24 protein-coding genes are annotated in these 26,921 nt (G+C 37.3%); 5 read left to right on the plus strand and 19 right to left on the minus strand.

Features of this window, described 5'->3' with window-relative positions; translation table 11 throughout:
- Window positions 1-83: 83 nt before the first annotated feature.
- Together QUD79_RS13765 and QUD79_RS13770 are read left to right on the plus strand one after the other, a co-directional pair.
- Window positions 84-3,401, plus strand: coding sequence for an MHYT domain-containing protein (locus tag QUD79_RS13765; protein WP_184421024.1), 3,318 nt, complete (start codon window positions 84-86; stop codon window positions 3,399-3,401).
- Window positions 3,402-3,411: 10 nt separating this feature from the next.
- A complete protein-coding gene (locus QUD79_RS13770; RefSeq protein WP_184421022.1) occupies window positions 3,412-4,398 on the plus strand; it encodes a response regulator in 987 nt (328 codons plus the stop codon).
- Between the two features lie 460 nt (window positions 4,399-4,858).
- On the opposite strand, the gene QUD79_RS13775 is transcribed toward QUD79_RS13770, so the two are convergent.
- The 4 genes from QUD79_RS13775 to QUD79_RS13790 form a co-directional block, all read right to left on the minus strand.
- Window positions 4,859-5,494, minus strand: coding sequence for a response regulator (locus QUD79_RS13775; RefSeq protein ID WP_246454842.1), 636 nt, complete (start codon window positions 5,492-5,494; stop codon window positions 4,859-4,861).
- Window positions 5,495-5,502: 8 nt separating this feature from the next.
- A complete protein-coding gene (locus tag QUD79_RS13780) occupies window positions 5,503-6,639 on the minus strand; it encodes a sensor histidine kinase (protein WP_184421018.1) in 1,137 nt (378 codons plus the stop codon).
- A 124-nt stretch (window positions 6,640-6,763) separates the two neighbouring features.
- On the minus strand, window positions 6,764-7,432 hold the full coding sequence (locus tag QUD79_RS13785) for a CPBP family intramembrane glutamic endopeptidase (RefSeq protein ID WP_184421016.1): 669 nt from the start codon (window positions 7,430-7,432) through the stop codon (window positions 6,764-6,766).
- 130 nt (window positions 7,433-7,562) lie between these two features.
- A complete protein-coding gene (locus tag QUD79_RS13790) occupies window positions 7,563-8,243 on the minus strand; it encodes a tetratricopeptide repeat protein (protein WP_286288720.1) in 681 nt (226 codons plus the stop codon).
- A 507-nt stretch (window positions 8,244-8,750) separates the two neighbouring features.
- Between QUD79_RS13790 and QUD79_RS13795 the strand changes: the two genes are divergently transcribed.
- Together QUD79_RS13795 and QUD79_RS13800 are read left to right on the plus strand one after the other, a co-directional pair.
- A complete protein-coding gene (locus QUD79_RS13795; protein WP_286288723.1) occupies window positions 8,751-9,656 on the plus strand; it encodes a hypothetical protein in 906 nt (301 codons plus the stop codon).
- Window positions 9,657-10,067: 411 nt separating this feature from the next.
- Window positions 10,068-10,706 (plus strand): GGDEF domain-containing protein, encoded by a 639-nt coding sequence (locus QUD79_RS13800; protein ID WP_184421010.1) that lies wholly within the window; start codon window positions 10,068-10,070, stop codon window positions 10,704-10,706.
- A 303-nt stretch (window positions 10,707-11,009) separates the two neighbouring features.
- On the opposite strand, the gene QUD79_RS13805 is transcribed toward QUD79_RS13800, so the two are convergent.
- The 4 genes from QUD79_RS13805 to rppH form a co-directional block, all read right to left on the minus strand.
- The gene (locus tag QUD79_RS13805) at window positions 11,010-11,861 is read right to left on the minus strand and encodes a thymidylate synthase (RefSeq protein ID WP_184421008.1); all 852 of its coding nucleotides are present in this window, start codon (window positions 11,859-11,861) and stop codon (window positions 11,010-11,012) included.
- A gap of 50 nt (window positions 11,862-11,911) precedes the next feature.
- A complete protein-coding gene (locus QUD79_RS13810) occupies window positions 11,912-12,706 on the minus strand; it encodes a sulfite exporter TauE/SafE family protein (protein WP_184421006.1) in 795 nt (264 codons plus the stop codon).
- 2 nt (window positions 12,707-12,708) lie between these two features.
- On the minus strand, window positions 12,709-14,985 hold the full coding sequence (ptsP, locus tag QUD79_RS13815; protein ID WP_184421004.1) for a phosphoenolpyruvate--protein phosphotransferase: 2,277 nt from the start codon (window positions 14,983-14,985) through the stop codon (window positions 12,709-12,711).
- A gap of 253 nt (window positions 14,986-15,238) precedes the next feature.
- A complete protein-coding gene (rppH, locus tag QUD79_RS13820) occupies window positions 15,239-15,745 on the minus strand; it encodes an RNA pyrophosphohydrolase (RefSeq protein ID WP_184421001.1) in 507 nt (168 codons plus the stop codon).
- Between the two features lie 280 nt (window positions 15,746-16,025).
- Between rppH and mutH the strand changes: the two genes are divergently transcribed.
- Window positions 16,026-16,703: a DNA mismatch repair endonuclease MutH gene (mutH, locus tag QUD79_RS13825; protein WP_184421830.1), complete on the plus strand. Its 678-nt coding sequence runs from the start codon at window positions 16,026-16,028 to the stop codon at window positions 16,701-16,703.
- Here the strand turns inward: mutH and QUD79_RS13830 are convergent.
- From QUD79_RS13830 to QUD79_RS13880, 11 genes are all read right to left on the minus strand, one after another.
- Window positions 16,690-17,577, minus strand: coding sequence for a D-hexose-6-phosphate mutarotase (locus QUD79_RS13830; protein ID WP_184421000.1), 888 nt, complete (start codon window positions 17,575-17,577; stop codon window positions 16,690-16,692). The genes mutH and QUD79_RS13830 overlap by 14 nt on opposite strands.
- A gap of 149 nt (window positions 17,578-17,726) precedes the next feature.
- A complete protein-coding gene (locus QUD79_RS13835) occupies window positions 17,727-18,980 on the minus strand; it encodes an amidohydrolase family protein (protein ID WP_184420998.1) in 1,254 nt (417 codons plus the stop codon).
- A gap of 10 nt (window positions 18,981-18,990) precedes the next feature.
- Window positions 18,991-20,370, minus strand: coding sequence for an amidohydrolase (locus QUD79_RS13840; protein ID WP_184420989.1), 1,380 nt, complete (start codon window positions 20,368-20,370; stop codon window positions 18,991-18,993).
- A gap of 210 nt (window positions 20,371-20,580) precedes the next feature.
- Window positions 20,581-21,177 (minus strand): protein-methionine-sulfoxide reductase heme-binding subunit MsrQ, encoded by a 597-nt coding sequence (gene msrQ / locus QUD79_RS13845; protein WP_184420987.1) that lies wholly within the window; start codon window positions 21,175-21,177, stop codon window positions 20,581-20,583.
- Window positions 21,177-22,175 (minus strand): protein-methionine-sulfoxide reductase catalytic subunit MsrP, encoded by a 999-nt coding sequence (msrP, locus tag QUD79_RS13850; RefSeq protein WP_184420985.1) that lies wholly within the window; start codon window positions 22,173-22,175, stop codon window positions 21,177-21,179. The genes msrQ and msrP overlap by 1 nt, the downstream gene beginning before the upstream one ends.
- 132 nt (window positions 22,176-22,307) lie before the next feature.
- Window positions 22,308-22,679, minus strand: coding sequence for a glutaredoxin family protein (locus QUD79_RS13855; protein WP_184420983.1), 372 nt, complete (start codon window positions 22,677-22,679; stop codon window positions 22,308-22,310).
- Window positions 22,680-22,746: 67 nt separating this feature from the next.
- Complete coding sequence (locus tag QUD79_RS13860; protein ID WP_184420981.1) at window positions 22,747-23,298, minus strand: DUF2058 domain-containing protein; 552 nt, start codon at window positions 23,296-23,298, stop codon at window positions 22,747-22,749.
- A 151-nt stretch (window positions 23,299-23,449) separates the two neighbouring features.
- Window positions 23,450-24,076 (minus strand): nucleotidyltransferase family protein, encoded by a 627-nt coding sequence (locus QUD79_RS13865; RefSeq protein WP_184420979.1) that lies wholly within the window; start codon window positions 24,074-24,076, stop codon window positions 23,450-23,452.
- A gap of 4 nt (window positions 24,077-24,080) precedes the next feature.
- Window positions 24,081-25,100, minus strand: a complete 1,020-nt coding sequence (locus QUD79_RS13870) for an XdhC family protein (protein ID WP_184420977.1) — start codon at window positions 25,098-25,100, stop codon at window positions 24,081-24,083.
- A 35-nt stretch (window positions 25,101-25,135) separates the two neighbouring features.
- On the minus strand, window positions 25,136-25,582 hold the full coding sequence (locus tag QUD79_RS13875; RefSeq protein ID WP_184420975.1) for an iron-sulfur cluster assembly scaffold protein: 447 nt from the start codon (window positions 25,580-25,582) through the stop codon (window positions 25,136-25,138).
- Between the two features lie 4 nt (window positions 25,583-25,586).
- Window positions 25,587-26,828, minus strand: coding sequence for an aminotransferase class V-fold PLP-dependent enzyme (locus QUD79_RS13880; protein ID WP_184420973.1), 1,242 nt, complete (start codon window positions 26,826-26,828; stop codon window positions 25,587-25,589).
- Between the last annotated feature and the right edge of the window lie 93 nt (window positions 26,829-26,921).

Consider the following 26,921-nt stretch of genomic DNA (forward strand, 5'->3'; position numbering starts at 1 on the left):
TCTTAGGCATACAAGTAACTTGTTGCATTAATAAACTCACTTAGTATTATTCTGTAATCAACACAAATAGAGACTCTTCAAATATGATTGATTGGATCATAGCTCAATTTAATATTTATCCTGATAGCACACTTATCTATGGCACTTACAATAGCGGTATGGTTGTACTATCACTATTTATTGCTATTTTATCTTCATTTATGGCATTGCAACTGGCTAGCCAATCAACCGAAAAAATTTCAAATCAACGCAAACACATCACACTTTTAATAGGCAGCTTTGCGCTTGGTGGTGGTATTTGGTCAATGCACTTTATTGGTATGCTAGCATTCGATTTATGTACAGTAGTAGAGTACAACTTTTCACTCACTTTGCTTTCCTTAATACCCAGTGTAGGCGCCTCATGGGTTGCTTTAAATCATTTACAGCAAAAAAACACAGGCATTACCTCTTTATTTATTGAAGGCGTACTCGTAGGTTCTGGCATCGGCGCAATGCACTACACAGGTATGGCATCTATGCAAATGGCGCCATTACTACGCTACGATTTAAGTATCTTTATTTTGTCGATTGTCGTAGCTGTTTCGCTTGCAATGTTATCGCTATGGACTCGCGAAGGTCTTCTTAGAGTATGGAAAAAACAAAAAGAATGGCAAGCCAATTTAATTGCCAGTGTAGTCATGGGATTTGCCATTGCTGGTATGCATTATACCGGTATGGCTGCGTCGCGTTTTGTTATGCCGCCGGGGCTTGAATTAAGTGCACAGGACAGTGAGATTTCTTTCTATCTAGCGCTGATTGTTTCGGTAACAACCATTGTTATTATGGCCTTAGTGCTAGGCATAAATTTAATTTATAAATATAGAGATATTTCCCGCCAAGCAAGCATTAATGCACATAGGCTACGTGCGATGATGGACACCGCTGTTGATGCAATAATTACTATTAATAGCGACGGTATTATTGAAAATGTCAATAAAGCAACACAACACATGCTGGGCTGGACAGCAGAAGAGCTTATTGGTAACAACGTAAAAATGTTAATGCCAGAGCCTGATAGCAAAGGGCATGACAGTTATATTCAACAATTTATCCTAACCGAAGACGCAAAAGTAATTGGCAAAAGCCGTGAAGTACAAGCGCTTCATAAAGATGGTTCATTAATCGCAATTAGGCTTGCTGTTGGCCATGTTAAATTTGCTAACAATCACTTTTTTGTTGGCTTTATGTCTGATATTCGCCAAAGAATAAAAATGGAAAAAGCATTACAATCAAATGAGGCAAAATTTAGATCATTAATTAGTAACATCCCCGGAATTGCTTATCGCTGTTTAAATGAATATAACTGGCCACTATTATTTATAAGTGACGCGGTAGAAGATATCACTGGTTATCCTGCTAGCGACTTTTTGGCGCCAAACAAGAAGCGGGACCTTTCAGACTTATTTCACCCTGATGATAAAGAAGAGATACTTAATACCCCGTTAAACGACGGCATTTTTAGTCTTGAATACCGTATTATTAATAAATCTGGGGAAACTCGCTGGGTAATGGAATATGGTAATCATGTTAAAGATAAAGACAGTGGTGAAATTTGGTTAGACGGTTTTATTATGGATATTACCGAACGAAGAAATATGGAACAAGAACTTAGAGAAGCTAAAGACAAAGCAGAGCTAGCTGCAGAATCAAGAGCCGCATTTATGGCAAATATGAGCCATGAAATTCGCACACCAATGAACGCCATAATTGGTTTTAGCGACATATTACTTGAAAGCCAGCTGACATCAGACCAATTCAAGCACATGGGCACAATTAATAATGCAGCAAAATCACTTTTACATCTATTAAATGACATTCTCGATAGCGCTAAGCTCGATAAAGGTAAGCTTGATCTTGAATTACGCAGATTTTCACTTGTTGAAGAAATAGATGCCGTTGTTTCAACGCTATGGTTACAAGCCCGCAATAAAAACCTTGAACTTAACGCTAACGTTTCACATAAACTGAGTAAGTTTTATTTAGGAAGCCCTGAACGTATCCGTCAAATACTTACTAACTTGATTGGTAATGCGATTAAGTTTACTGAAAACGGAAGCGTAACTATTGCGGTATTTCCTATTACCGATGGTCGTGTTAGGTTTGAAATTGCAGATTCTGGTATAGGTATGACTTCGCAGCAAATTTCCTCTATTTTTGATGCGTTTACGCAAGCAGATTCATCAATGAGCAGGCGTTTTGGCGGCACTGGATTAGGTACAACAATTAGCAAACAACTTGTTGAGCTAATGAATGGCGACATTAATGCAACAAGTACACTAGGAAAAGGCACAACCTTTACTTTTGAAATACCATTACCTTGTGCAGAGCAACGCGACGAAACCGCAGTTATTGAACAAGTTAAGTTGCCTCCGCTAAAAATACTTGTGGTCGATGATATTCAACAAAATATTGACTTACTGAGTATACTTCTTGAGCGAGATGGTCACTGTGTTGTAACGGCAAGAGATGGCCAGCAAGCCCTCGTAAGAATGGCCGATTGTACTGAAATTGATATTGTATTAATGGATATACAAATGCCTATTTTAGATGGATTAAATGCTACCATTGAGCGAAGAAAATATGAAAAATCTAACAATTTAGCACAATTACCTATTATTGCATTAACAGCTAGCGTGTTACTAGACGATAAACTCGCAGCTGAAAAATCTGGTATGCAAGGATTTGCCAATAAACCGATTGACTACGCACGACTAACCCATGAAATTGGTCGAGTTCTTGATATTGAAGTTTCTTCACTGCCTTTAGCTGAGCACCAACAAAGGCTTGATGTACTGCTAGATGAAACTAAAGGCGTTGCCTTATGGGGTGGACTTGATGAGTATTATCAACAAGTTGAATCTTTTATTACTAGCCAAAATGATAAATTTGAAAAATTAAATGATGAAATTTCTGATAAAAATTGGACTACAGTAATTTCTATTGCTCATGCATTAAAAGGAACAACCGGTAATTTAGCCTTAATACGTCTACATCGTTTACTCACACAGCTTGAATCTGTTGTGAGTAGTCATCCAGAACAATGTAGCGAAATATATCCAAAAATTGCAACGGCTTTACAACAACTCAATGAAAAAATAGTAAGCTGGTCTGAACGTAAGCTTCACACAGGTACAAAAGAGGCGATAGATAATACTTCGCTTTTAGCGCTTTTAAATGCTTTGACTGAGAAAGCAAAAGACAACGAGGTAGAAGAAGAGTTGCTAACAACGTTAATGGAATATAAAGACTCACAACATTCTGCCGATATAAATCAAATATATAACGCATTTAATGATTTTGAGTTTGAATCTGCATCAACGCATATTATAACGCTGATTCAGCACATCGAAAATACTTAGGGGTAGTGTGATGAATAACCAACAAGCAACCATTTTAATTGTCGACGACGAACCCGTAAACCTACGTGTTTTAAAACAAGTACTGCAGGAAGAGTACCGTTTGATTTTTGCTAAAAGTGGCGCTGAAGCCTTGCGCTTAGCCCAGAGTAAAAAACCAAATCTCATTTTATTAGATATTATGATGCCAGACATCACAGGTTTAGACGTATGCCAGCAATTAAAAGCAGAACCAACCACAGCTAAGATCCCCGTAATATTTGTAACAGCGCTAAATGATCATACAGACGAAGCACAAGGATTAGAAGTGGGCGCTGTAGACTACATTACCAAGCCTGTTTCGTCAGCAGTGGTAAAAGCTAGGGTTGCAACCCACTTATCGCTAGTACAGGCAGATGAACTTAGGCGTACTAGGTTACAAATCATACAGCGGCTTGGGCATGCTTCTGAATATAAAGATAATGAAACAGGTATGCACGTGATGCGCATGAGTCATTATTCAAAAGTAATTGCGCTTGCTTATGGCTTTTCAGAAGATCGAGCCGACAACCTACTTCATGCCGCACCTATGCATGACTTAGGAAAGATAGGTATCCCCGACAGCATAATGCTCAAACCAGGTAAGCTTACCGACGAAGAGTTTGAAATTATGAAAACGCACCCTGAAATTGGAGCAAGTATATTAGGTGAAGACGATTCAGATCTTATTACTTTAGCTAAAGTTGTGGCACTAACACACCACGAAAAATGGAATGGTAAAGGTTACCCTAATGGCTTAATTGGTGAGGAAATTCCTATTGAAGGACGAATAGTTGCAATTGCAGATGTTTTTGATGCACTTACCAGTGTAAGACCATATAAAGATGCTTGGCCCGTTGAAAAAGCAATGGGTTTTATTAAAGAACAAAGTGGGCAACATTTTGATCCTGACCTTGTTGTCTTGTTTGAACAAGAGCTCGATAAAATTTTAACCATTAAAGACCGTTGGAAAGACACATAATTCCCTGATAAGAAAACACATCATCTAGCTAAATCAAAGCAAAAGTAACGAATAATAATATTTAAAAGTCGAGATACTAGGGCGTGTTGATCTTTCGAGTACAAATTTTGTACGAATTTAACATGATTTAATTGAGGCGTAGCGAATCAAGTGTCGTTATTCTACATAAATGAGCTAGACAGCTTCCGCGTCCTGCTCACGCTAAGTACCTACTTCCGTGTAAGCAACGAAAAGTAAATCATGTTTAAACGTATCCGTAGGACAGCGCCTCTTTGGTATTTCTACGGCGTTTTCACTTATTTATGGGGAACAACCCCATTACATAAGTTCAGCCTTGTATAATCACCCAATAAATCGCTGCAAAAATGTACAGCAAAGATCAACACGCCCTAAAGTAAAATCATCTATAGCTAATAAAAAATTTAACCTTGTGCTACTTGTTCTCTGCTAACTTAGATTGTTAACCAATTAACCCGTATTCAATCGCCCTTAACACCGCTCGGGTGCGATCTTTCACTCCCATTTTAGCTAAAATAACTGAGACTTGATTTTTTACTGTTCCTTCAGATTTGCACATTGTTTCAGCAATTTCTCTATTATTATAACCAGAAGCTATTAGACGTAAGATTTCACTTTCTTTTTCAGTTAGTTTTTCCAATAAGTTATAGTCTGAATTATCTAAGTTAGGCATATTTTTTAAGCCTTGAAGTAAACGCTCTGTAATTGCAGGCTGTATCATTTTTTTCCCACTAACTACTTGCTGTATAGCTGTAACAAGTACTTCTAAAGAAACATCTTTTAGCAGATAACCATAGGCGCCTGAACTAATAGCCTCATTAATCAGCGCTTTATCATCAAAAGTAGTTAAAATAAGTACGGGAATATCACATTCATTTATACTCATTTGTCTTAATGTATCAATGCCATTTAGGACAGGCATTTGAATATCCATCAAAATAATATCCAATTCATGTTTGTCAATCAGGGCTAATGCAGTTTTGCCATCTGAGGCCTCTGCGACAACAGTCACTTGTCCAGATAACTCAAGTAAGCTTTTTATTCCATCTCTTATCAACTTCTGATCTTCTACTAACATAGCCTTTATCATACAGCTGACTCCGGTATTAGTAGTAAAATATTAAAGCCACTTAAACTTCCATTGAAAGTAAAATTACCTTTAAAATCAGACACTCTCTCGTGCATTCCTCGTAAACCATTTCCAACCTCTATGGGTGTGCTAACATAACCATTATCAGAAATATGCATACCAATAGCACTCTTTTCTTTGAACACTTTGATAAACATAGTTGTTGCGCTGCTATGCTTTAAACAGTTGGTAACAGCTTCTTGAGCACATCGCATGAATAAAGTGGCAAGAGAAACATCTTGAATAAGTACAGAGTCATCAACATCAATATTTATTTCGATCTGATCTACTTGGTTTTTAAGAGAGAGTAATGATTTGAATATATCTATATCAGACTTTTCTCGAATTTCACAAACAGCATCTCTAACATCACCTAGCAAAAGTTTAGCAAGGCTATAACATTGAATTACTTTAGCTTTGGCATCTCCATCAGATAAGCGCTCTGCAACCTGAAGATTAATGGTCAGTGCTGTTAAATGATGCCCTAATAAATCATGAATATTACGCGCTATACGAATCCTTTCACTTTGTTTACTGGCCTCGGCTAACAATGATTGGCTAATACTCAGCTCACGATTAAGCCTTTGTGCAGCCTCACGGGCTTGCTTTTCTTTATTAGCTATATTTACCATGATCAATGCAAAAACATTGAATGTCCAAAATAGAGTAGCAGTAAGTACTGCATATTCTTCACCCCAATATATGCCATATAGTGCCCACACAGCAAGTGACCATATGGGCGACCATATAAGACACTTTTGAAACGACAATAATAGTGGTAATTGAACACTCCATAACGTCAGTAATATTGCAGTGTAAGCGTAAGGGACTATGTAAAAAATGACTAGGACTAGAAAATATTGACCTGCAACCAAAAGCCAACGAGTTTTGATACTAAGTAACAAATGATTGTCACTTATTACTTGTTGCCAAGCGATCATAAAGCAAACAAAACATGTTGCGGTTAAAAACAACATCCATATTGGATATTTATCATGACTATACATCAAGACAATTGCAGAACTTGCCACAATGATAGCTGTTAACCATGCAAACCAAACTTCAACATCTATATTGTTTTTACAGCTGGCCATTACGCTATGATACCTTCCGGTTTGTCTATCTTACTTAACCTGAGCTAAGGTTACTTAAAAAATAATCGTTGTTAGCCTCATACTTAGTAAAGCTGATGACTTATAGTTAATTTTCAAACTATATTTATGAAAAAACAGCGAGCCAAGTAATACCGTTTCCCAACCCGTGTGCAACACTAGGTACAATAATGCTATCACTTTTACATCTTAACCAATGGAAAAAAACTCCTACTGCTGCATAAATCATCACTAAAATAACAATAATTTGGAGCTCTCCTTGTAAATAAAAATTCCATAAGCGAACTGAATGTAAGGGCGCAACTATAAATAAAATGGTGGTTATTCCAACGGCCCAATACCTTGAAATAAAAGACAACAGACTAGTATAAAGTATTCCCCGGTATACTAACTCTTGGCCAACCCCAACAAAAAATCCTGTCAGTAACCAGATAATTATAGTGGTAAAAGGAGCGTTAATACTCTCGCTAATCTGATTTTTTTCCAAAATACTAAACAGCAACACTGTAATAACCGATGAATATATTAGTAAAGTAAGGTTGCGCTTATCTAAAGTTAATAAGTCCCTGAAATATTTATTAATACATAACAATAAGATCAGCACTAATGTTAATTCAATTAACACCCTTGTAGGTTGTGAAAAATACCAATGCGTAGGGTGAAGCAACCAAGGATCTGGTTGGATTAACATTCGTATTGGTACTTCAACAATAATAACGAATACCCATATCAGTAAAACAGTTCTTGTAGAGTGGCCTAATTTATAACTTATCATTATCGACCTATACCTTTTTTCAACGTTTTCAAGGTTCGATGTAACTCTCGGTCACTACTCTGGTAAGCTAGATGATAATATTTTTCTTTCATAGTTTGTTTGTTTAATAAGCTATAAAGTTGCGCTAGCCTCAAATAAGCCCATGAAACAGGAGGGATATCATTTTTATATTATGTATTTTTATATAGATCTGTAACATTTCAGCGCCCTCTTCAATATATAAATTACTCAAAACAGCGTTTCGACCCAATTGATACATCGCATTTAAGTAATGAGAAGAAGCTTCATGCGTTTGTATTGCTGCTTTAAAAGCCTCATATGCTTGCTCATACATTTTATTTTGTTGAGATAGCAAGCCAGAGCGAAAATGAAATTCGGCATCATCTGGATATTTTTTTCTTGCGCTCATAAGATAAGCTTTCAATTTTTTATTTTGCTCTGTAGCCATTAGAAATTTTACTTTAGCTTTAGCGCCTTGCATCTCATCTACCGTTGATATTGCAGCCACTTGCTCGTGAGCAAGGTTGACATCACCGCCAGCAATAGATGGAGCACCTAAATAGAAGTTCAATAACCCAAGCTTATAACGTATTTCACTAGGCTCAAGTTTCACTGCTTTTCTTAAACAAGACAGAGACTTTTTAGCGTAACTTAATGCATAAATTATTGTATTTTCTGCTTGCTTGCCCATAATTCGGCCGCAAACGAAATTGACCTCTGCATCTTCTGGTGCTTCTTCAAGCGCCTTGACAATAATATCTTCAGCTTTATCTAAATCACGGTCAAGATAATATAAGGATTTTTTTAACAAAGGAGCACTGACTAGAGCTTCGGTTGCTTGTAGCTTAAATACAGCGCTAAAACAACAAATACAAATAAACAGTAAACGGTAAATCATAGGTCTATCCAATTAATCTTATGGAGGACTATGATCATTAAAAATTAATTGAGGTGATAGTGACGAAAGTCACTATTTTTAATTTACATATTGTAAATTAATCGTATTTTCTTATGTTATTAATTATCAATGTAATACGTTTTGAGAGAATCAAGACAGGTACACCTAAAAGCGTGACATTGACCTATATAGCTTATCCAGAACTGTAGCTAAATAGTGAATAGTCACTTTAAGATTAACCCCACTTGTAAGTGCTTTAAAAACTAGCTGTTGTTCAAATTATGCAAAAAAACAACTCAAATATTTTTGCTATACTGATATTTGACTTTCAATTTAGCAGCGAAATCAAGTACTAATTTTAACTTAAACATTGAGATATTGTTAATGAGCAATAAACTAAGACATATTTTAGTTATAAGCATGCTTTTATTTGCACCTACTTCTGCATTTGCCAGTTTTTCATACAATGATGTTAAACAGTTACCCAAATTGCCTGGGTCAGTATCTGAGCTTACATACGAACAAAGACATCAGTGGTTACAAGATCAAATAAAAAAACAAACTAGCCCTGTGGAGCTTTATTTGTTAAGGCGAGAGCAAGCTTTTAACCACTTTAATCATAAACAAATACAAACTGGCATTCGAACCTGCAAAGAGGTTGAGCCGCTTACGGATGACTTTCATTTCCGCGAAGTGTGCATTAAATATGTTTATCCTGAATATGAAGAATTCATACCAAGATCACTGCAGTTAGTACACGATGCAAAACAAAACAATGATGTATTATCTGCGGTAAGAGTATTAATGAATATTGCGTGGCGCCAGTCAAATTTTGGTGATATTGCCGGGTCATATGCAAGTTATGAAACCGCGCTTTCTATAGCACCAGCTGACGATAGCCCACTGCTCACCACTATAATGTTAGATACAGCCAGTAACTATATTGTTCATGGGAACGATAAATACATTCAAAAAGGCATTCAGTTATTACAGAGAGTTAGAGAAGACAATGTTAAAGCATTGAAAACAGCAACTGATGATAACTATATTGCTTGGCATAAAGAAAATATTCAATTGGCAGATTACAACACAGGTATTTCCTACCTTCTTCATTTACAGCAATATAATAAAGCGCTCATTTATTTAGATAAAGTAAATTCCTCAGAAAATAAGTTTATAATTGGCTCGCTGGTTTTTTCTGCATATGCAGCAGCAAAGAGCAAGCAGTTTGATAGATCCAAAAACTACATGGTTCAATTAGGTGGGCGTAAAAAAAATAATCCTGTAGCAGATCGCTATTTGTCTTGTTACTTAGAATTGTCTTAATATCAATGGAATAAAAAACATTCGTTAAACAGTTGCTTTAACTTAGCTCCTAAAACAACCATTGAAGTTGAACTTGATATTTATAAGAGTCTAACTGATATTAAGGACCCAAAAATACAATTTGAAGGTTTAAAAAAGTTTAAACAGCTGTTTGTTTCTAAACTTGAGCCGCAGCTCAAAAGCAGAGGTTCAAGTGCCGCTTCAAATACCGAGTTAAAAAGGCTACAAAAAGAATCAGAGCTAAAAACAATTGTATTAAAACAAAAAGAAGAGTTACAAAAAGAAAGAGATAATACTCACGCCAGTCGGCAAAGATTGTTTATTGCATCTTTTGTGGTTCTAGTTTGCTTTGTTTTACTGATCCTATCTCAGTGGCGTCAAAAAAAGAAATTAGCAGAGCAATATCAAAGAATGAGTATAAGGGATTCACTGACAAATTTGGGTAATCGGCGATATTTAGAGCAAAATATTGAACGCGAATTAGCTTACATTGAAAGGGAGAGACGAGCTGATAAAGATATTTCTTTAGGGATTTATATTTTTGATATTGATCATTTTAAAAAGGTTAATGATAACTATGGTCATCAGGCTGGAGATGAAGTGTTAGTTGAAATTAGCCGAAGAATTAACCAAACAATTCGTGATTCCGACTTGTTTATTCGTTGGGGTGGGGAAGAGTTTGTTTATATAGCACGGTTGAATAAAGAAAGTGAAATATACTTATTGGCCGATAGAATCTTAAATTCTATCAATCAAGAGCTTTTTGAAATATCGAATTTTGAACCCATTAAAGTAACCTGCACGATTGGCGTAGTTAAGTACCCATTTATTAATACGACCAATCAAAGTATGTGGTCAAAGTTAATTAGCTTAGCTGATGCCGCACTTTATTATGGAAAAATAAAGTCTCGTAATTGCTGGGTAGTTATCAATAATGAAAGTGTAGAGTCTGAATTACAAGTGGATAAGCTCTTAACTCAATCTCTTGAAGAGTCTCTTCAGTGCCCTAAAATGAATAAAAGTATAACGATAAAAACCTCCTTTGATTAACTTTTCATTATTCAACTTATTTGAAGGGAACAACGCCAATAACACAAGCTCAGCCTTGTATAAATACCGAATAAGCTACTGAAAAAACATACAGAAAAGTTCAACACTCCTTAATGAAACTGGTATAACACCAGTTTCATTAATTAAGTGTTCTACTTTTTTATACGCAGGAAAAATAGTCAAATACAAGGCGTTTATTTTTATAACTAGTTGTTCAGGATAAATATAAGATAAACAACGCAGTGGTTGATTGTTTTAGCCAGTAGAAATAGTCAAATAGCTAGTGAGATTAATTTAATACACTTAAACCGAAAACGGGTACGCTATAGCAGGGTGATGCTCGTAACCTTCTACCTGAAAGTCGTCCATAGTTACCCATGTTTCTAGGTCATTTAATGACTTGATTTTAGGGTTTATAATTAACTTAGGTGAAGCAAAAGGTTCACGTTTTAATTGTACATCGCGCATTAATGTTAATTGGTCTTCATAGATATGCGCATTAACAATTTTATGATACGCCTGCCCAGGTTTGTTACCAGTAATTTGTGCGACTAATGCCAGTAAAACAAACACTTGAACTTGGTTAAAATTAAGCCCAAGCGGTACATCGCATGAACGCTGATAGCTGGTTAAATAAAGCGTATCGCCTAATAAAGAAAAAGTATGTGTATGCATACATGGGCGCAAACAGCCCATGTGAAACTCACCTGGATTGTAAAAAGACAATATTTCACCACGGTCATCAATGCCATTTGATAAGTCATCAACCAGTTTTTTAAGTTGATCAACAAAACCGCCATCGGGCTTAGTCCAACGTCGCCCTTGAACACCGTAAACACGACCCATATCGTCTTCACCTTTACGATGAGGGTTAGTTAACCACGCCTGATTGTCGTTAGCATTAGCATTCCATGTGTTACAACCTATCGCACGAAAGTCTGCCGCGTTATCATAGCCACGTATGTAGCCAAGCAATTCTGCAATAGCAGCTTTCCAATAACTTTTACGCGTGGTGATCATAGGAAATTCATTCGCCGCAACATCATAATTTAATTCAGCATTGATAACGGTTAAGCAGCGTTTGCCAGTGCGTTTATTTTCAACCCAAGTGCCTTCGTCAATAATACGCTGACATAATGCTAAATATTGTTTCATAATTGATTTCTCTTACGTGTCACTTCTAATGTATTGTCGCGTTAATTGCGCTATTTGAATATCATTTTTATTGCTACAACAATCAAAAAAGCAGCAAACATTTTTTTTAAGGTTCTCACGGGTAATTTACCTGCTAATTTAACCCCTAACGGTGCAAATAATGATGAGGTTGTTACCACCCCTAATAAGGCAGGCAAATAAATGTAGCCTAAGCTCCATTCAGGTAAATTTTCTTGATCAATACCTGTGATAATAAACCCCATTGCACCAAATGTGGCAACGACAAAACCACATATTGTAGCAGTACCTATCGCATGGCGGATAGACATTGAAAAATAAGTTAATACGGGTACCAAAATAGCACCACCAGAAATGCCCATTAAACTGGCAATGGTTCCTGTAGACAAGCCAATTGCCTCAATAATCTTATCACTTGGCATAGGCTTAACTTTAACAACACGAATTGATAACAGCATATATGTTGCTAGTAAAATAACAGCAAATGCAAAAATTATTGTTAACGTGGCGCTAGAAAGTGCATCGGCAATGTATGCACCAATAAGTGCGCCTAATGCAATTGTCGCCATTAATTTACGAGCAATAGCCCAAGGAATATTAGCGTTTTTATGGTGTGCCCAAGCAGCTGAAATAGTAGTGAACATAATACAAGCCAACGAAGTGGCTAGTGAAATAGGCATAACAAGTTCAGCCTGAATGCCTAAGCTAGGCAGTAAATATACTAATGCTGGCACGATAACTAATCCGCCACCAATACCCAGTAAACCTGCTAGGAATCCAGCAGTACATCCAAGCAACATACAAAATATTAACGTGCTAACTATCATGACTACATACCCGCGCGAACAAATCCGCCCAAGCCAAGTTGCTCTAACTGTTCATTTAAATAATTATGCACTTGCTTAGCATTTGAAAAGGTAAGTGCATGAGATAATATAATTTTAGCTCGTTTGAATTCAACATGCCGTATCACCCATTTTATCCGCAAAATATTATGCGGGTTCATACTCAGCTTGTCGTAGCCCATTGCCATTAATAATAATGCACCAGCAGGCTCACTTGCTAATTCTCCACATAAGCTCAATGGCACTAGATACTGGTTCGCTTGCTCAGCAATCATATTTAACGCTCTTAAAACCGATGGATGATACGAACTATACAAGTTAGACACTCGTGCATTATTACGGTCAACCGCTAACAAATATTGGGTTAAATCGTTGCTGCCCACGGAGAAAAAATCGACTTTTTCAGCGAGTTCTTTAAGTTGAAAAATACTGCTTGGCACTTCAATCATTATGCCTACTTTAGGCTTTACTATGGGCGTGTCATTTGTTTCTTCAAGCTCTAAGCTCAATTCATAATAAGCTTGGTTGATTAGTCGAGAAGCTTCTTCAACTTCTGAAACACTGGAAATCATCGGTAACATTATTTCTAAATTACCGTGACCAACATTAGCACGCATCATCGCTCGCACTTGCACCAAAAATATTTCAGGATGATCTAACGTAATTCTAATACCACGCCAGCCCAAAAATGGATTATCTTCATTTATGGGAAAATAAGGTAGCGACTTATCGCCACCAACATCAAGTGTCCGCATAGTTACAGACTGCTTAGGAAAAGCAGCTAATACATTTTGGTAAAGTAGAGTTTGCTCTTGTTCCGATGGGAAAAAACTGCGATCCATAAACGGAATTTCTGTTCGATATAAGCCAATTCCTACAGCGCCACTGTCTTTAGAATGTTCAAAGCCTTGTGATAAACCCGCATTAAGTTGTAACTCTATAGCTTTACCATCAGGGGTAATACTAGGTAGGTCTTTAACACTAAAAACCTTTTCAAACAGCTCTCCTTCTTCAACAATTAAATGCTGATATTCTCGAATTAAGGCGTCGTTAGGTGCTATAAACAACTCGCCATTGTAGCCATCAACAATGGCTACTTGCTTATCTAATTTACCTACGGGTACTCGCTCTAACCCCATAATAGCAGGTACGCCTAATGCTCTGGCTAAAATAGCGGCATGCGAGTTATTTGAGCCAGTAAAAGAGACGATAGCTTTAAGCCCTTGATGTTGAAAGTCTGCAACCATTGAAGCGCTAACATCGTTAGCCAGTAAAATAAACTCTTCAGGAGAAGCTTGTTGTTGTGCATCAAGCGACTGAAGGTTGAGTAAAAGTCGATTCCCTAAATCTCTAATATCTGAAGCTCGCTCGCGCAAATAACTATCTTCTAGGCTCTCAAATTGTAAAATATAATTATCAACAACTAACTTTAGTGCACTTTCTGCACTCCAGTTTTTGTCAATTTTTTTCTTAATTTCTCCACCTAAATTTGCCGAATCGAGCAACTGTTTGTACATTTCAAATATGTCTAAACTATTATCGGTTATTATCTCTCCTAACTGAGATGACATTGTTTGAAAGTCTAACAGTGTTTTTTTAATTGCCTGCTCAAGTCTTTGTTGTTCATAAGGAATGTTTTGACATTTTTCAATGGCAATAGTATTTAAGTCTGCCACGAGTTGCACTACCATTATAGGCGCCATAGCAACACCAGCAGCACCAGCGACACCCATTAATGGTTTTAACCATTGACCATTTTGTTTAGGTTTTGAGATTAAGCCCGAAGCCTCTGCATTTGACAATGAAGTAGCAAGCTGTGCAGCAAGAGTAACCAGAAAAGCTTCTTCGGTTTCATTAAAGTTTCTGGTCGCTTTTTGTTGAATAGTTAGTACCCCAATCACTTTACGTTGATGAATTATGGGCGTACCTAAAAAAGCATTTAGCGCTTCTTCCATCACTTCAGGCACATGAAAAAAGTGAGGGTGTGTTTTAGCATTAGCTATATTTAAAGGTTCTTCTCGTTGGCCTACTAAGCCAACAAGACCTTCATTAAAGTTAATTGTTGTTTGCCCAAGAGAGGCTTTAGCCAATCCGTCTGAAGCCATTAAGATGTAATGTTGATGATGATAGTCAGCAAGATAAATTGAACAACAATCCGTATTCATTGCTAACTTAATTCGAGTTACCATACGGCGCAAAGCATTTTCTAGCTCACTATCTTGGCTAAACTCCAAAATTATTCGACGTAAGGTTGTTAGCATAAGTTTCCTTGAAGTTTTGCTCGAAGTAAAAAGATATTAATACGTTAATCTATGATCATTTAATGAGACTAAATGAGAGTAATACGGCAATTTTCTGCTAGCACTTTGGTGTTAGATATTAATACTTATAAAGAAAGTCCACTTTACTTACACTATACCAAGAGGATTAATTATAGCTCGCAACTTAGCGAGCTATAATTTTACCCATAGAAATTAGATTACTTTCTGGGTAAGTATTACAACATAGTAATAATCAATTTTTACGTTTACGACGTTCTGGACGATAATAAGGCATAGTGTGAGGAGCAAATTCTTTCATCACTTTGCGATAAACGTCTCGTTTAAAAGAAACAACCTGTCGTACTGGATACCAGTAACTAACCCAACGCCAATCGTCAAATTCTGGACGGTCAGAGTGAATTAAATCAAACGCAGACTCATTTGCGGTTAATTTAAGCAAAAACCATTTTTGTTTCTGCCCAATACAAACGGGCTTACTGTCATGCCTTATTAACCGTTTTGGTAATTTGTATCTTAGCCAATGTTTAGTCGATGCAACAACTGTCACATGCTCAGGTTTTAAGCCAACTTCTTCATGTAACTCCCTATACATAGTTTGTTCGGCTGATTCACCATCATCTACACCACCCTGTGGGTATTGCCATGAGTGCTGACCATTACGTCTGGCCCAAAATACTTGTCCCCTGTCATTGATTATTACTATGCCGACATTGGCTCGATAGCCATCGGCATCTATCACAGGAACCCCTAGTAAATTTTAGTTATGAATTGATTCTTCCATAAACGGGGCTTTTGAGCAAATAATAATTGCTCCGAATGAGTGTAATAAAAAAGAATTAATTTTCAATCTATTGGATACAGCCTATATTCTACAACAACAAGCTTAAGCGTTTTTACTTTATAGATACAAGGTAACGAACAATACTTGCAACATGATGTTGCCCTCAGGATAATAAGCCATGGTGAATCAATCGGTTTATCCAATTAATTTAATAATTTCAGCGACCCAAAAAACAATTATGATATCTATCAGTGCTCCAGAAAACGAACAAATACTTTTAAAAAGGGCGCAGGCACTTTCTGGCTTAACCTTAGGCGAAATAGCTGCACAGGTGGGTATTAAAGTACCTAAAAACCTCACTAAAGAAAAAGGATGGATAGGACTACTGTTAGAGCATGTGCTTGGTGCTAGCGCTGGCTCTAAACCTGAACCAGACTTTCCAGAGTTAGGGATAGAATTAAAATCTCTACCTATTAACCACCTAGGCAAACCCCTTGAAACCACCTTTGTTTGTGTTGCCCCCTTAATAGGTTTAACTGGGGTTGTTTGGCAAAATAGTCACCTGAAAAATAAGTTAGCTCGTGTGCTTTGGGTACCTGTTATTTCTGAACGACATATTCCTGTAGCAGAAAGAATCGTTGCAACACCTTTTATTTGGTCACCTTCCGTAGAGCAAGAACAGCAATTAGCTCAAGACTGGCAAGAGTTAACAGATATGATTGTTTTAGGAAAAGTTGAACAGATTAATGGTAAACATGGTGATATTTTACAGTTAAGACCCAAAGCGGCTAATGCCAGTGCAAAAACAAAAGCGTTTAATCATAAAGGAGAGCCCTTTTTAACCTTGCCTCGTGGCTTTTATTTAAAAACAGCCTTCACCCAACAGTTAATTCATCAACACCTTATCGTGGAGTAACATTGCTATTAGCACTAACAGAAACGGTTTGTTCAAGTGTTATACTTTCATGGCCTGCAATTGTTAACCACTTTGTATTAGCAGCCTCCAAACAAACAAACTCATTTTCTCCCTCTTTATGTATATCAGTCATAGATTCAGCAATTTTACGGCCAGGGTTCCATAAAACCCATTGCTCACACTGGGTTGATTTAACCTCTATCGTTCGTTGCCAACCTATATCTTTAATCTGTTGAACACTTTGATTATGATAAATTCGATCAAGTGGGCCAACACAATTAGTTAACGTATCTTTTTGATCATTCAACAAAGAAACTTTATCGTCAAATAACACATTATTTAACGCCTGTATTGACGTATTTTTAGGAGAGCTTACGTTAAAATAACTGTGTAATGCACTGGTAAACTTTACCGATTGAACAGATAAATTTTCAATCGTAAGCTGCTGAGTAAAGTCAGTTGAAAATGAGATTTTCTGTACTAATTTAAATGCATGTGGCCAAAATGGAGATACGTTTTCACCTGCAGTTGAAAAAACTAATACAACTTCATTTTCTGTTAATTTAATATCGTCTAAGTGCCATTGTATTTGACGGGCAAAACCATGATTACCCGCATCTTTATATGCACCAAACCATGGCCAACAAATGGGTATGCCTCCTCTTATTGCTTTTCCAGGTTGATAAATACTGCGATCACTTAGCCAGAAAACAGGCAATTGATCTACAGGCTGCCAGTTTAGCACTTGTCCACCATATAAACTTATGCTTGCCGCACATAAGCGATGTTTTATTTCAAGAATATCAATACCATTAGCTTTCTGGTATTGAGAAATTTTACCAAAATCATTAGTGAGTAATGTGATATAACTCATTTACAAAGCACTTAATATTAATTATGTATGATCAGTGTAATGGAGTAATAGCGTGTAATAAAGGCTAAAAGAATTCATTAACTCTTTCAGTGAGAGAAACAAAAAAGCCAAGGTTACCCTTGGCTTAAAGTTAACTGATGAAATATAAACTATTTAGTGTATGCGCGCGGCATATTACTAGGTGTGGTATAGCGATCACGCAGTGCATCTTGACGGCTACGCGTACTTACTTCCTCACCGTTAATCCACATTTTATCAACCTGAGTACTTATTTCAAAAGGATCTGCCGTCCATAAAACAACATCTGCTTTTTTACCCACGGCTATACGACCCGCGTTAAATGAAAACACATCAGCAATGTTAGCTGTAATAGCAGCTAAGGCATCTTCTTGGGCTAAACCATTAGCAACAGCAATACCCGTATCAAAACGCAATTGGTACAAGTTATGAGTATCACCACTGATAGTTAGTAACACTTTAACACCAGCTTCTTTAAGCTTTGCAGCGTTATCCAATGACGAATGAAGTGAATCAAAACTGCTAGGTAAGTTACTAATGCTGCTTACAATAACAGGAACTTCTGCTTCGGCAAGCTGTTTAGCAACAAGCACGGCATCAGCCCCTCCTGAGACAACAATGTTTACACCAAATTCTTTTTTGATATTAATCAATTCAAGTAAATCTGTCGCACGATCAGCGTATGCAACTAACGGAGTTTCACCTGCAAGTAATGCATTAATCACTTTTTCGTCGCGCTTAGGCTCTTTCGCTTTATCATCTTTTTTGCTTTTGGCTTTTTTCGCTTTTGCTAAGTCATCTTTAGCATCTTCCAAGGTAACCCGTAATTTCTGAAGTGCTAGTACACGCGAACCTCGGCTTTGTGAGCCTAAATCAATGATAACAGCAGTATTTTTTTCAATAACACTGTCGAAGCTACCTGATAAATCAGCAACAAATGCTTGTCCTTTAAACATGTCATCACCACCACTAGGCGCTACAACGTTAGAAGTAATTCCGCCTTTTCTGCTGTATGGTATTAGCGTTGATCTAGGGTTAAAAGCAATACTTGGATCAAAAGTAATATCAGCCTTTTTATCACCAGCATCTCTAGTACGAGATACCGCAGACACTTCTACCAAACCTAGTTGGTTCATTACTCCAATAAAACCAGGTGTTAGTATTTTCCCTTCGGCATCAATGACAGTATCTGCACTAACACTTTCAGGGTTAATGGCAGTAATAACACCATTATCCATAACAACTGTCGCATTAGTTAATACGCCTTGGTCAGTTACGGTGTGAACTGTAGCATTTGTAATAGCAACACTTTGAGCAAAAGCTGATGAAGCAGCCGCCAACGCTAGCGCAACAAGAGAAGATTTAAATATTGTTAAATTTTTCATGGTTATTCCTCTATTCCTGACCTAGCATAAAATCGCTTTTCGCTTGATATTTTTCATCATTTCTATCATAAACCTTGGCGCCATCAACAAAGACTTGCTCAGCCTGTGCATAAATACTGAATGGGCTTTTATTCCAGATAACAACATCGGCACGTTTACCAGCAGTTAAACTGCCCGTATCTTCAAGACCTAAAGACTTAGCTGCATTACTTGTGATCCAAGTAATCGCATGTTCTGGTTTAATTTCAAAACCATTATCATTTGCGCGATACATTACCTTAGCAGCTTCTTGGTTCAGGCGTTGAATAGTAGTGGCAGAGTCAGAGTGCACAATAGCGCATGAGTTTTTAGCAGCATCGACAATGGCAACATTTTCTTGAACCATATCAAAGGCCTCCATTTTAAAGCCCCACCAATCTGGCCACATTGCCGCACAATTACCATTTTCAGCTAAAAGATCAGCAATTTTATAACCTTCAATTGCATGGTGGAATGTTCCTGAGTCGTAATTAAACTCTTTACCCAAATCAATCATCATCGCCATTTCTTCAGCTTTATAGCAATGATTATGAATTTTAATTTCGCCTTCTAATACACTTTTTAAAGTGTCTAGCTCAATATCACGTGCAGGTGCTTCTGGATTTTTACCCGCAGCATAATCAGACTCATATTTATCCCAAGCACGTTTATATTCAGTTGCTTCAGCCCATGCCATACGATAGCCAGCCATATTTCCCATACGAGTAGATGGTGATACTTTCTTGCCACCATAAACACGCTTAGGGTTTTCACCGCAAGCCATTTTTAAGCCGTAAGGGGCGTCTGGGAACTTCATTCCTTGCATAGTATGGCTTGGCACATTACGCAAAGTTACGCCACGACCGCCAAATAAGTTTGCCGAACCAGGTAAAATTTGTAATGTAGTAACCCCACCTGCTCTTGCAGCTTGGAAACCAGGATCTTGTGGCCAAATACCGTGCTCTGCCCATACTTCAGAAGTATTAGGCTGTGTGGCTTCATTGCCATCTGAATGAGATTCAACTGAAGGGCTAGGATAAACGCCTAAATGTGAATGAACATCAATCACACCTGGTGTAACCCATTTACCTTGGGCATTAATTTCTAAGGCATTCGCATCAGATAAGTTTTGGCCTACTTGAACAATTTTACCGTTATTCATTAATACGTCAGCATTATCAATACGCTCGCCTGTACCCGTTAACACGGTAGCATTTTTAATTAAGGTAACTTGCGACGGTAATACTTTGTATGCACTTGGATAAGGATTTTTATTAATGACAACTTTTTCATCTTGCGCTTCAGTTTGCAAACAACCGGTTAATGCAACTGACACCGCCGCCACTAATAATGACGGTAAATATTTATTCATAGTAGTTTTCCCTTATAGCTTATCGAATGGGTGCGATAAATAGAAATAGCGTTATAAATTTTTAGGATTCAACAATATTACGAATAACCGCACTGAGCAATAGATTAAGGCTTTTCAATCGGTGTTCTGCGACAGGTTGACCAATAATTAGGACAAATAGCAGACATGATAATCAACATAGCTGTTGTAACGAATTGCTAAAAATGATGGTTAAAGATACTTTTGAAATTTTTTGCGACGAAACCACAATAAAATGGCTACAATTGTCGCATAGATAATGGGTTGTACCACATCTGATTTAACCGACATATAAAAGTGAACACTCGCCAAAATAATGGCTAAATACACCCAGTTATGTAACTTCTGCCACGACTTACCCATTTTACGCTTCACACGAGCTGTTGACGTTAACGTCAGTGACAACAAAATAACTATCGCAGCCATACCCAAAGTCATGTAAGGCCTCTCAATAATTTCGGTAATAAATAAACGCCAATCAAATTGAACCTCAAAAGCCAGAAAGCTCAGCAAATGCATCAGCGCATAAACAAAGCTATAAACCCCTAACATCCGTCGGTAATTGATGAGCGAAGTAAACTTAAATAGGCGTATAACGGGTGTAATACTCAAACTAATAATTAATAAATTTAATGCACCAATACCGGTAAAATGTAACACTGCTTCAACTGGGTCAGCACCAAGACCATCATTAAGGGCAAGCCAGTATTCATTCACCAGTAACAATATACAAATACAATGAATAACGGCTTTCACAACGATAATTTTTTGCCGTAACTGACTTTGCATTAATAATTAGCCCGAAGATCCATACCTTTATATAAATGAGCAACTTGCTCACCATAACCATTAAACATTTGGGTATCAATACGATTTCGCGCCAGCAGGCCTCCAGTGGTTATTCTGCGTTCACTAGCTTGACTCCATCTTGGATGATCAACCCCAGGGTTTACATTGGCATAAAAGCCATATTCATTGGCCGCTAATTGATTCCAGGTAGTCGGAGGTTGTTTATCTAATAAGGTAATGCCAACAATTGATTTAATACTTTTAAAGCCATATTTCCAAGGCACTACAAGGCGAATAGGTGCACCATTTTGTGGAGGTAATGTTTTGCCATATAAACCTACAGCCATTAATGTCAGTGGGTTTTCAGCTTCATCAATACGTAACCCCTCTACATAAGGGTAGTTTATACCACCACCAAGCCTTCGACTTGCTTGACCCGGCATTTGCTCTGGGTCTTCAAGAGTTTCAAAGGCAACATATTTTGCCGATGATAAAGGCTTAGCTTTAGCGAGCAGTGTTGACAATTGAAATCCAACCCAAGGAATTACCATCGACCACGCTTCAACACAACGTAATCGATAAATACGTTCTTCAAGGGCAAATAAGCGTGTTAAATCGTCGTAGTCTAGGATTATTTTATTTTCAACTTGCCCAGATATAGTTAATTGCCATGGGTTTGTTTGAAACGACTGTGCATTATTAACTGGGTCGCTTTTAGATGCACCAAACTCATAAAAGTTATTATGACTAATCACTTTACTTTCTGGGGTTAGAATTTGTTGTTTATCGCTTTGTGGCAGATAGGTTAATGGCTCTGTAATAAATGTTTTTTTGGCTGATTTAGAGAACCAATCTAACGAATGGGCAGGTGTAGACATTAATGCCCCTGCGCCTAAAAACCCCATGTTTTTTAATAAAGTACGACGCTGACGATAAACTGATTCGTCGGTAACATCGTTTGCGGTAAGTTGCCAGCTTTTGGGGATTTTTATACGCATAATATTAGCCTATTAAGTTTGGTGTATTTACCCAAACCACCTCAAGATACGAGTTACAGTTGGAATTGAGCTGGCTTGGGTATAGATTACAGACCTGACAATCGACTAATATTATTCACTATGCTGTAAATTTTATGATTTAGTTTCAGCAAATTGTGTTAAATATTCAACAATATCAGAAGACTCGTAAAGCCAAGTATCTGTACCCTCTTTATTGGCAATACGTAAGCAGGGCACTTTGCGTTTACCGCCAAACTTAATTAATTCATCTTGATAAGCAAGTTGCTGGTTAATATTTCTTAATTCAATATTAAAACCGTTACGTTTCATCGCTCTGCGAACCTTTACACAAAAGGGGCAAGCGGGCAACTGATATAAACTTAAATGAGCAAGTTTTTGGTCAAGTTCAGCTTGTTGCTCTGTGCTTAATTTAGGTGAAGACGGTGAAAAAATAAAATTTAATACTAAAATAACGCGCCCTACAATCCAGCGAATAATAAACATAAATAGAAATCCAAAATTAAATTACGCTGTTTAATACAGCAAAAAGTTGTTAAAAATAATGTATTGATTACCACATTAAATCATCAGGGATCTGATAATCTGCGTAAGGGTCACTTTCATCGACTTGCTCTGCTTCTGTTTTATCATTTTTAACCAAAATAATAGTACTATCGAGCGTCGAAATTTTTTCTGCAGTCTCACGAGTAACAACATAAGTCATATTATCTAAGCCACACAGCGCTAAACGCCCATTAACCAGAGCTTTATGGGTTACGTCATCTACATATAGTTTTTTAACAACGCCATGAAAGTTATAGTTATAAACTGACTCGCCCTGTGGCGCTTTAAATTGATGACTCGTTAAAATTTGTAATATGCGTTGCTGTAGCTCTTTTTGCGCAAGCTGTTTTTTCTTTTCTTCGTTTAATGCGTTGTCTTTTTCTTGCTTTGCTAATCTTGTTTTTTCAAGATCTTGCTTAACTTGTTCTTGCAAACTAACTTCCACATTTGCTCCACTGCGCTTTTGCTTATTTTTTTTACGCTTATCAGCATTAGCTTGACGCGCTTTTTGCTTAGTGGTTAAGCCTGCTTTTAATAATTGTTCTTGAAGTGATGCCATGGTAATCCTAATTAACAGACCCAAACATTGATAATGGGCGCTATTCTAACAACTAAATGGAAATTTAAAAACTTGATTCAGTTAATTTTTAAGTTTAAAGCTACAACAAAAATCAAGGGGCGTAGACCTTAATAACAAACTATAACCTTTACTAACGCGAATAAAGTGCCCTTAGCGCAGTTAATTGTTCTGGAGTATCAAGATCAACAAATGCTTGTGGAAAATGAACCGCGTTTATGCGGGAAAAATGTGCTGATATTATAGCTTTTGCTCCCTTATCCCCCGCTAACAAGCACAATTGATGGTAATATCGCTGATTAAAAATAACGGGTGGAGAAACCTGTGAAGGTAAGATCTTCCCTTGGTTTATTGAGTTACTTGGTAGATTGCTAGCAACAGTAATAATGTCTTCAGAAAAATTATGCGAGGCAATAAATTCTTGCACATTAGTTGCATTCAATTGCCATTGATCACCCAGTATAAAAATCAAGTTTTCATACTGAGATTGTAATGCTTTGGTCGCACAAGCTATAGAAATACCAAGCCCTTCTGTCCAATATTTATTTTCTAAAACATTAACTTTCGGCAGTGATTTTAGCGCAGCACTTACTTGCTCGACCTGATAACCGACTACACAATAGATAGGTAAATTAAGTAGTAATAATTCATGGCATTGCTTGGTTATTAACGCTTGCCCTTGAATACTGACTAAGTGTTTATTTTGCCCTAATCGACTAGAGCATCCTGCTGCCAAAACAACAATAGCAAGAGGTTTCATGAGATTACCTTTGGTAAATGTAAGGGAAACAGTTTTGTTTACGTTTTTCGTTTTGGCTAAAGTGTAGTTGTATTTGTGCAGCAATTGACAAGGCTATCGCTTGCGGGCCTCTCCCGCCTAGATCTAATCCGATAGGCCCATATAATCGCCCCTCAATTTCAGACTCTGTTAACGTTAGAGGTGTAATTAATTTGTCGCGGCGGCCTTTAGGCCCTAATACACCAATATAAGAAAGTGATGACTGCCAAGCTTTATCAACTATAACGCTATCCGACTCAAGGTTATGTGTCATAACAACTGCGCCATCAAAGCCATCAAAATCATGTACACTAATATGCTCTGCACGAATTTTTTTTCGTTGGCAGCCCAAAAAGCAAGGCTGATCTAGATATTGCTGACGATGATCCCATACTTCTACTTGCCAACCCATTTGTAATAACAATTGAGCAACTGGCTCTGCATCAGGTCCTGCACCGCAAATAACAACTGAAATTGGTGGAATAATTGGTACTACAAGTATGTGGCTATCATGTAGAGATTTTGCGTTTAGCTTATGTAAAAAGTCATCAAGCTCACTTGAGCCAGCAGTAGTGTTAGTAAAGTATGCTTCTGCTGGTTTTAGGGTATTTATTATTTGGCAATAAGCCCCTAGTTGTCTTGTTTTAGCGGCCGATATAACCTTAGCAAAGTCTAGATGATTATTTTCTGGCGTTAATGGCTGTAATAAAATATCGATTGCGCCATCACACCCTAAGCCTAAGCCCCATAACAACTCACTATCCGCTTTTAAATCGTATTGAATAATAAGAGATTGGTTATCATTAAGCGCCTGCTGCGCGTGTAAACAGATATCTGCTTCTAAACAACCACCGCTAAGCAACCCAATACAGTTTCCATTTGCTGAAATCAGCATCATGGTGCCGGTTTTACGATAAGTAGAGCCCTTAGTCGCACAAATAGTTGCAAGCACATAACGTTCATTAACATTAAAATAATGAATAAATTGCAGCCAGTTTTCTTGCATTATTGTACTCGATAGTTCCAGTCTAATTTAGATAATCAGCTAGCTGAAATAGCCAGCGCTAAGGTATTCCAAGGTAAAATAGCACATTGCTTTCTGATGGGAAATTTTCTAACTGCAAGTAGCGGCTGTAATTCAGGTTCAAAGTTAGCGTGGTGATCGTTTACAGAGTTTATATTATTGATAACGTTATCAATAGTAACTTGAGTTTTTGCTAACGAATAATTAATCAAGTACTGACACATCATTGATGCTGACGCACGGCAAATAGCACAACTATCACCTGAAAAACCAAGCGCAGTAATAATACCTTTATTGACTTGAACTTGAATAACAATTTCATCTCCACATGCCGCATTAACACCATCAGCGCTGAGACTTACATCAAACTTAAGTTCATACCCTACTGGCGATTTATGATGATTTAGCAAAGCCTGTTGGTATAGCATTGCGGTATCGTTAGTTAACTGTTGTGATTCAACCATTATATTACTCGATCAATAGTAATTTGTGTGTTTGAGCCAAACCATCTATCAGCCGATCTATATCAGAGCGTTCATTATATAAGCCTAAAGATACACGAACACTGGTATTAATTCCTAATGCTTTGTGTAAGGGTTGCGCGCAATGGTGTCCGGCTCGCACTGCAATGTTTTTACTATCAAGCATACTAGCAACGTCATGACTATGTACTTTATCAAGTTGAAAACTCGTAAGATAAGGCGTTGCTTGTGTATCTAAGTGAGTGGTTATAAAGCTATTGGGTACAACAGGCTTTATCACGTTAAGTTGAGATAAACTCTTTTGCATATAACCACTTAACGTCTTTAAATAATGAGTAATATCTGGCCAGCCAATATCGTCTAAATAATTAATGGCTTCAACTAGTCCAATAATACCAATTACGTTATGCGACCCGGCCTCTAACTTTAACGGCCCTGATAAGTAACGGCTCGACTCATAAGTAACATTATCTATAACGCCACCCCCAACCTGATAAGGCTGCATTTGGTCTATTACGTTTATACGGCAATATAAAACGCCACATCCGGTTGGCCCATAAATTTTATGTCCAGAAAAAACATAAAAGTCACAACCAATAGCCTCCACATTAATACCACCATGACAAACGGCTTGTGCGCCATCAATAACAGTAATAATATTTCTTTGTCGACCAAACTGACAAATGTTTTGGACAGGGTTTATCTTACCTATAACATTTGAACTATGGCTAATAGAAATTAAAGCCGTATGGCTATCTACCAAAGCTTTTAACTGAGCAATATCAATAACACCGTATTGATCAAGCGGAGCAACTCTTAATGAAGCCCCCGTTTGTTGACATAACCGTTGCCAAGGCAATAAATTAGCGTGATGCTCTGCAGCACTAATAATAATATTGCTATCAGAGGTTAATCTAGAGGCAATATAGCTATAAGCAATTAAGTTGATACTTTCTGTCGTGCCAGAAGTAAAGACAATAGTGTTTTGATCAGATGCACCAATAAATTCTGCAATACGCTCACGCGCTTTTTCAACTTGAGCCGTAACATTCGCACTTAATTGATATAAGCCTTTATGGCTATTAGCGTGTAAGTGACATTGATAGTAATGCATTGCATCGGCCACTCGCTTAGGTGTTAAGCAAGTGGCTGCGCTATCTAAATAACAAAGTTCTTGATATGTAGTAAAAACAGGAAAGTCTTGCTTCCAAGGGCTAACAATTGCCATATACTGATAATTTCATTCACAAAGGTATGAGTAAACTAACAGGCAAAATCACTTAAAACAACAGCAATAAGAAGTGTGCTATAGCAATAGCAC

It is taken from the genome of Thalassotalea piscium (genome assembly GCF_030295935.1).
Classification (GTDB): Bacteria; Pseudomonadota; Gammaproteobacteria; order Enterobacterales; family Alteromonadaceae; genus Thalassotalea_B; species Thalassotalea_B piscium.

Coding starts and splice junctions, on each gene's coding strand:
- ptsP (WP_184421004.1), bottom strand. CDS start 14,985: ATGCTAACAACCTTACGTCGAATAATTTTGGAGTTTAGCCAAGATAGT.
- QUD79_RS13800 (WP_184421010.1), top strand. CDS start 10,068: ATGAGTATAAGGGATTCACTGACAAATTTGGGTAATCGGCGATATTTA.
- QUD79_RS13780 (WP_184421018.1), bottom strand. CDS start 6,639: ATGGCCAGCTGTAAAAACAATATAGATGTTGAAGTTTGGTTTGCATGG.
- QUD79_RS13870 (WP_184420977.1), bottom strand. CDS start 25,100: ATGCAAGAAAACTGGCTGCAATTTATTCATTATTTTAATGTTAATGAA.
- QUD79_RS13855 (WP_184420983.1), bottom strand. CDS start 22,679: ATGTTTATTATTCGCTGGATTGTAGGGCGCGTTATTTTAGTATTAAAT.
- QUD79_RS13840 (WP_184420989.1), bottom strand. CDS start 20,370: ATGAATAAATATTTACCGTCATTATTAGTGGCGGCGGTGTCAGTTGCA.
- QUD79_RS13835 (WP_184420998.1), bottom strand. CDS start 18,980: ATGAAAAATTTAACAATATTTAAATCTTCTCTTGTTGCGCTAGCGTTG.
- QUD79_RS13875 (WP_184420975.1), bottom strand. CDS start 25,582: ATGGTTGAATCACAACAGTTAACTAACGATACCGCAATGCTATACCAA.
- QUD79_RS13810 (WP_184421006.1), bottom strand. CDS start 12,706: ATGATAGTTAGCACGTTAATATTTTGTATGTTGCTTGGATGTACTGCT.
- msrQ (WP_184420987.1), bottom strand. CDS start 21,177: ATGCAAAGTCAGTTACGGCAAAAAATTATCGTTGTGAAAGCCGTTATT.
- QUD79_RS13775 (WP_246454842.1), bottom strand. CDS start 5,494: ATGTTAGTAGAAGATCAGAAGTTGATAAGAGATGGAATAAAAAGCTTA.
- QUD79_RS13830 (WP_184421000.1), bottom strand. CDS start 17,577: ATGAGTTATATCACATTACTCACTAATGATTTTGGTAAAATTTCTCAA.
- QUD79_RS13770 (WP_184421022.1), top strand. CDS start 3,412: ATGAATAACCAACAAGCAACCATTTTAATTGTCGACGACGAACCCGTA.
- QUD79_RS13765 (WP_184421024.1), top strand. CDS start 84: ATGATTGATTGGATCATAGCTCAATTTAATATTTATCCTGATAGCACA.
- msrP (WP_184420985.1), bottom strand. CDS start 22,175: ATGCGTATAAAAATCCCCAAAAGCTGGCAACTTACCGCAAACGATGTT.
- QUD79_RS13795 (WP_286288723.1), top strand. CDS start 8,751: ATGCTTTTATTTGCACCTACTTCTGCATTTGCCAGTTTTTCATACAAT.
- QUD79_RS13880 (WP_184420973.1), bottom strand. CDS start 26,828: ATGGCAATTGTTAGCCCTTGGAAGCAAGACTTTCCTGTTTTTACTACA.
- QUD79_RS13785 (WP_184421016.1), bottom strand. CDS start 7,432: ATGATAAGTTATAAATTAGGCCACTCTACAAGAACTGTTTTACTGATA.
- QUD79_RS13860 (WP_184420981.1), bottom strand. CDS start 23,298: ATGGCATCACTTCAAGAACAATTATTAAAAGCAGGCTTAACCACTAAG.
- QUD79_RS13865 (WP_184420979.1), bottom strand. CDS start 24,076: ATGAAACCTCTTGCTATTGTTGTTTTGGCAGCAGGATGCTCTAGTCGA.
- mutH (WP_184421830.1), top strand. CDS start 16,026: ATGATATCTATCAGTGCTCCAGAAAACGAACAAATACTTTTAAAAAGG.
- QUD79_RS13805 (WP_184421008.1), bottom strand. CDS start 11,861: ATGAAACAATATTTAGCATTATGTCAGCGTATTATTGACGAAGGCACT.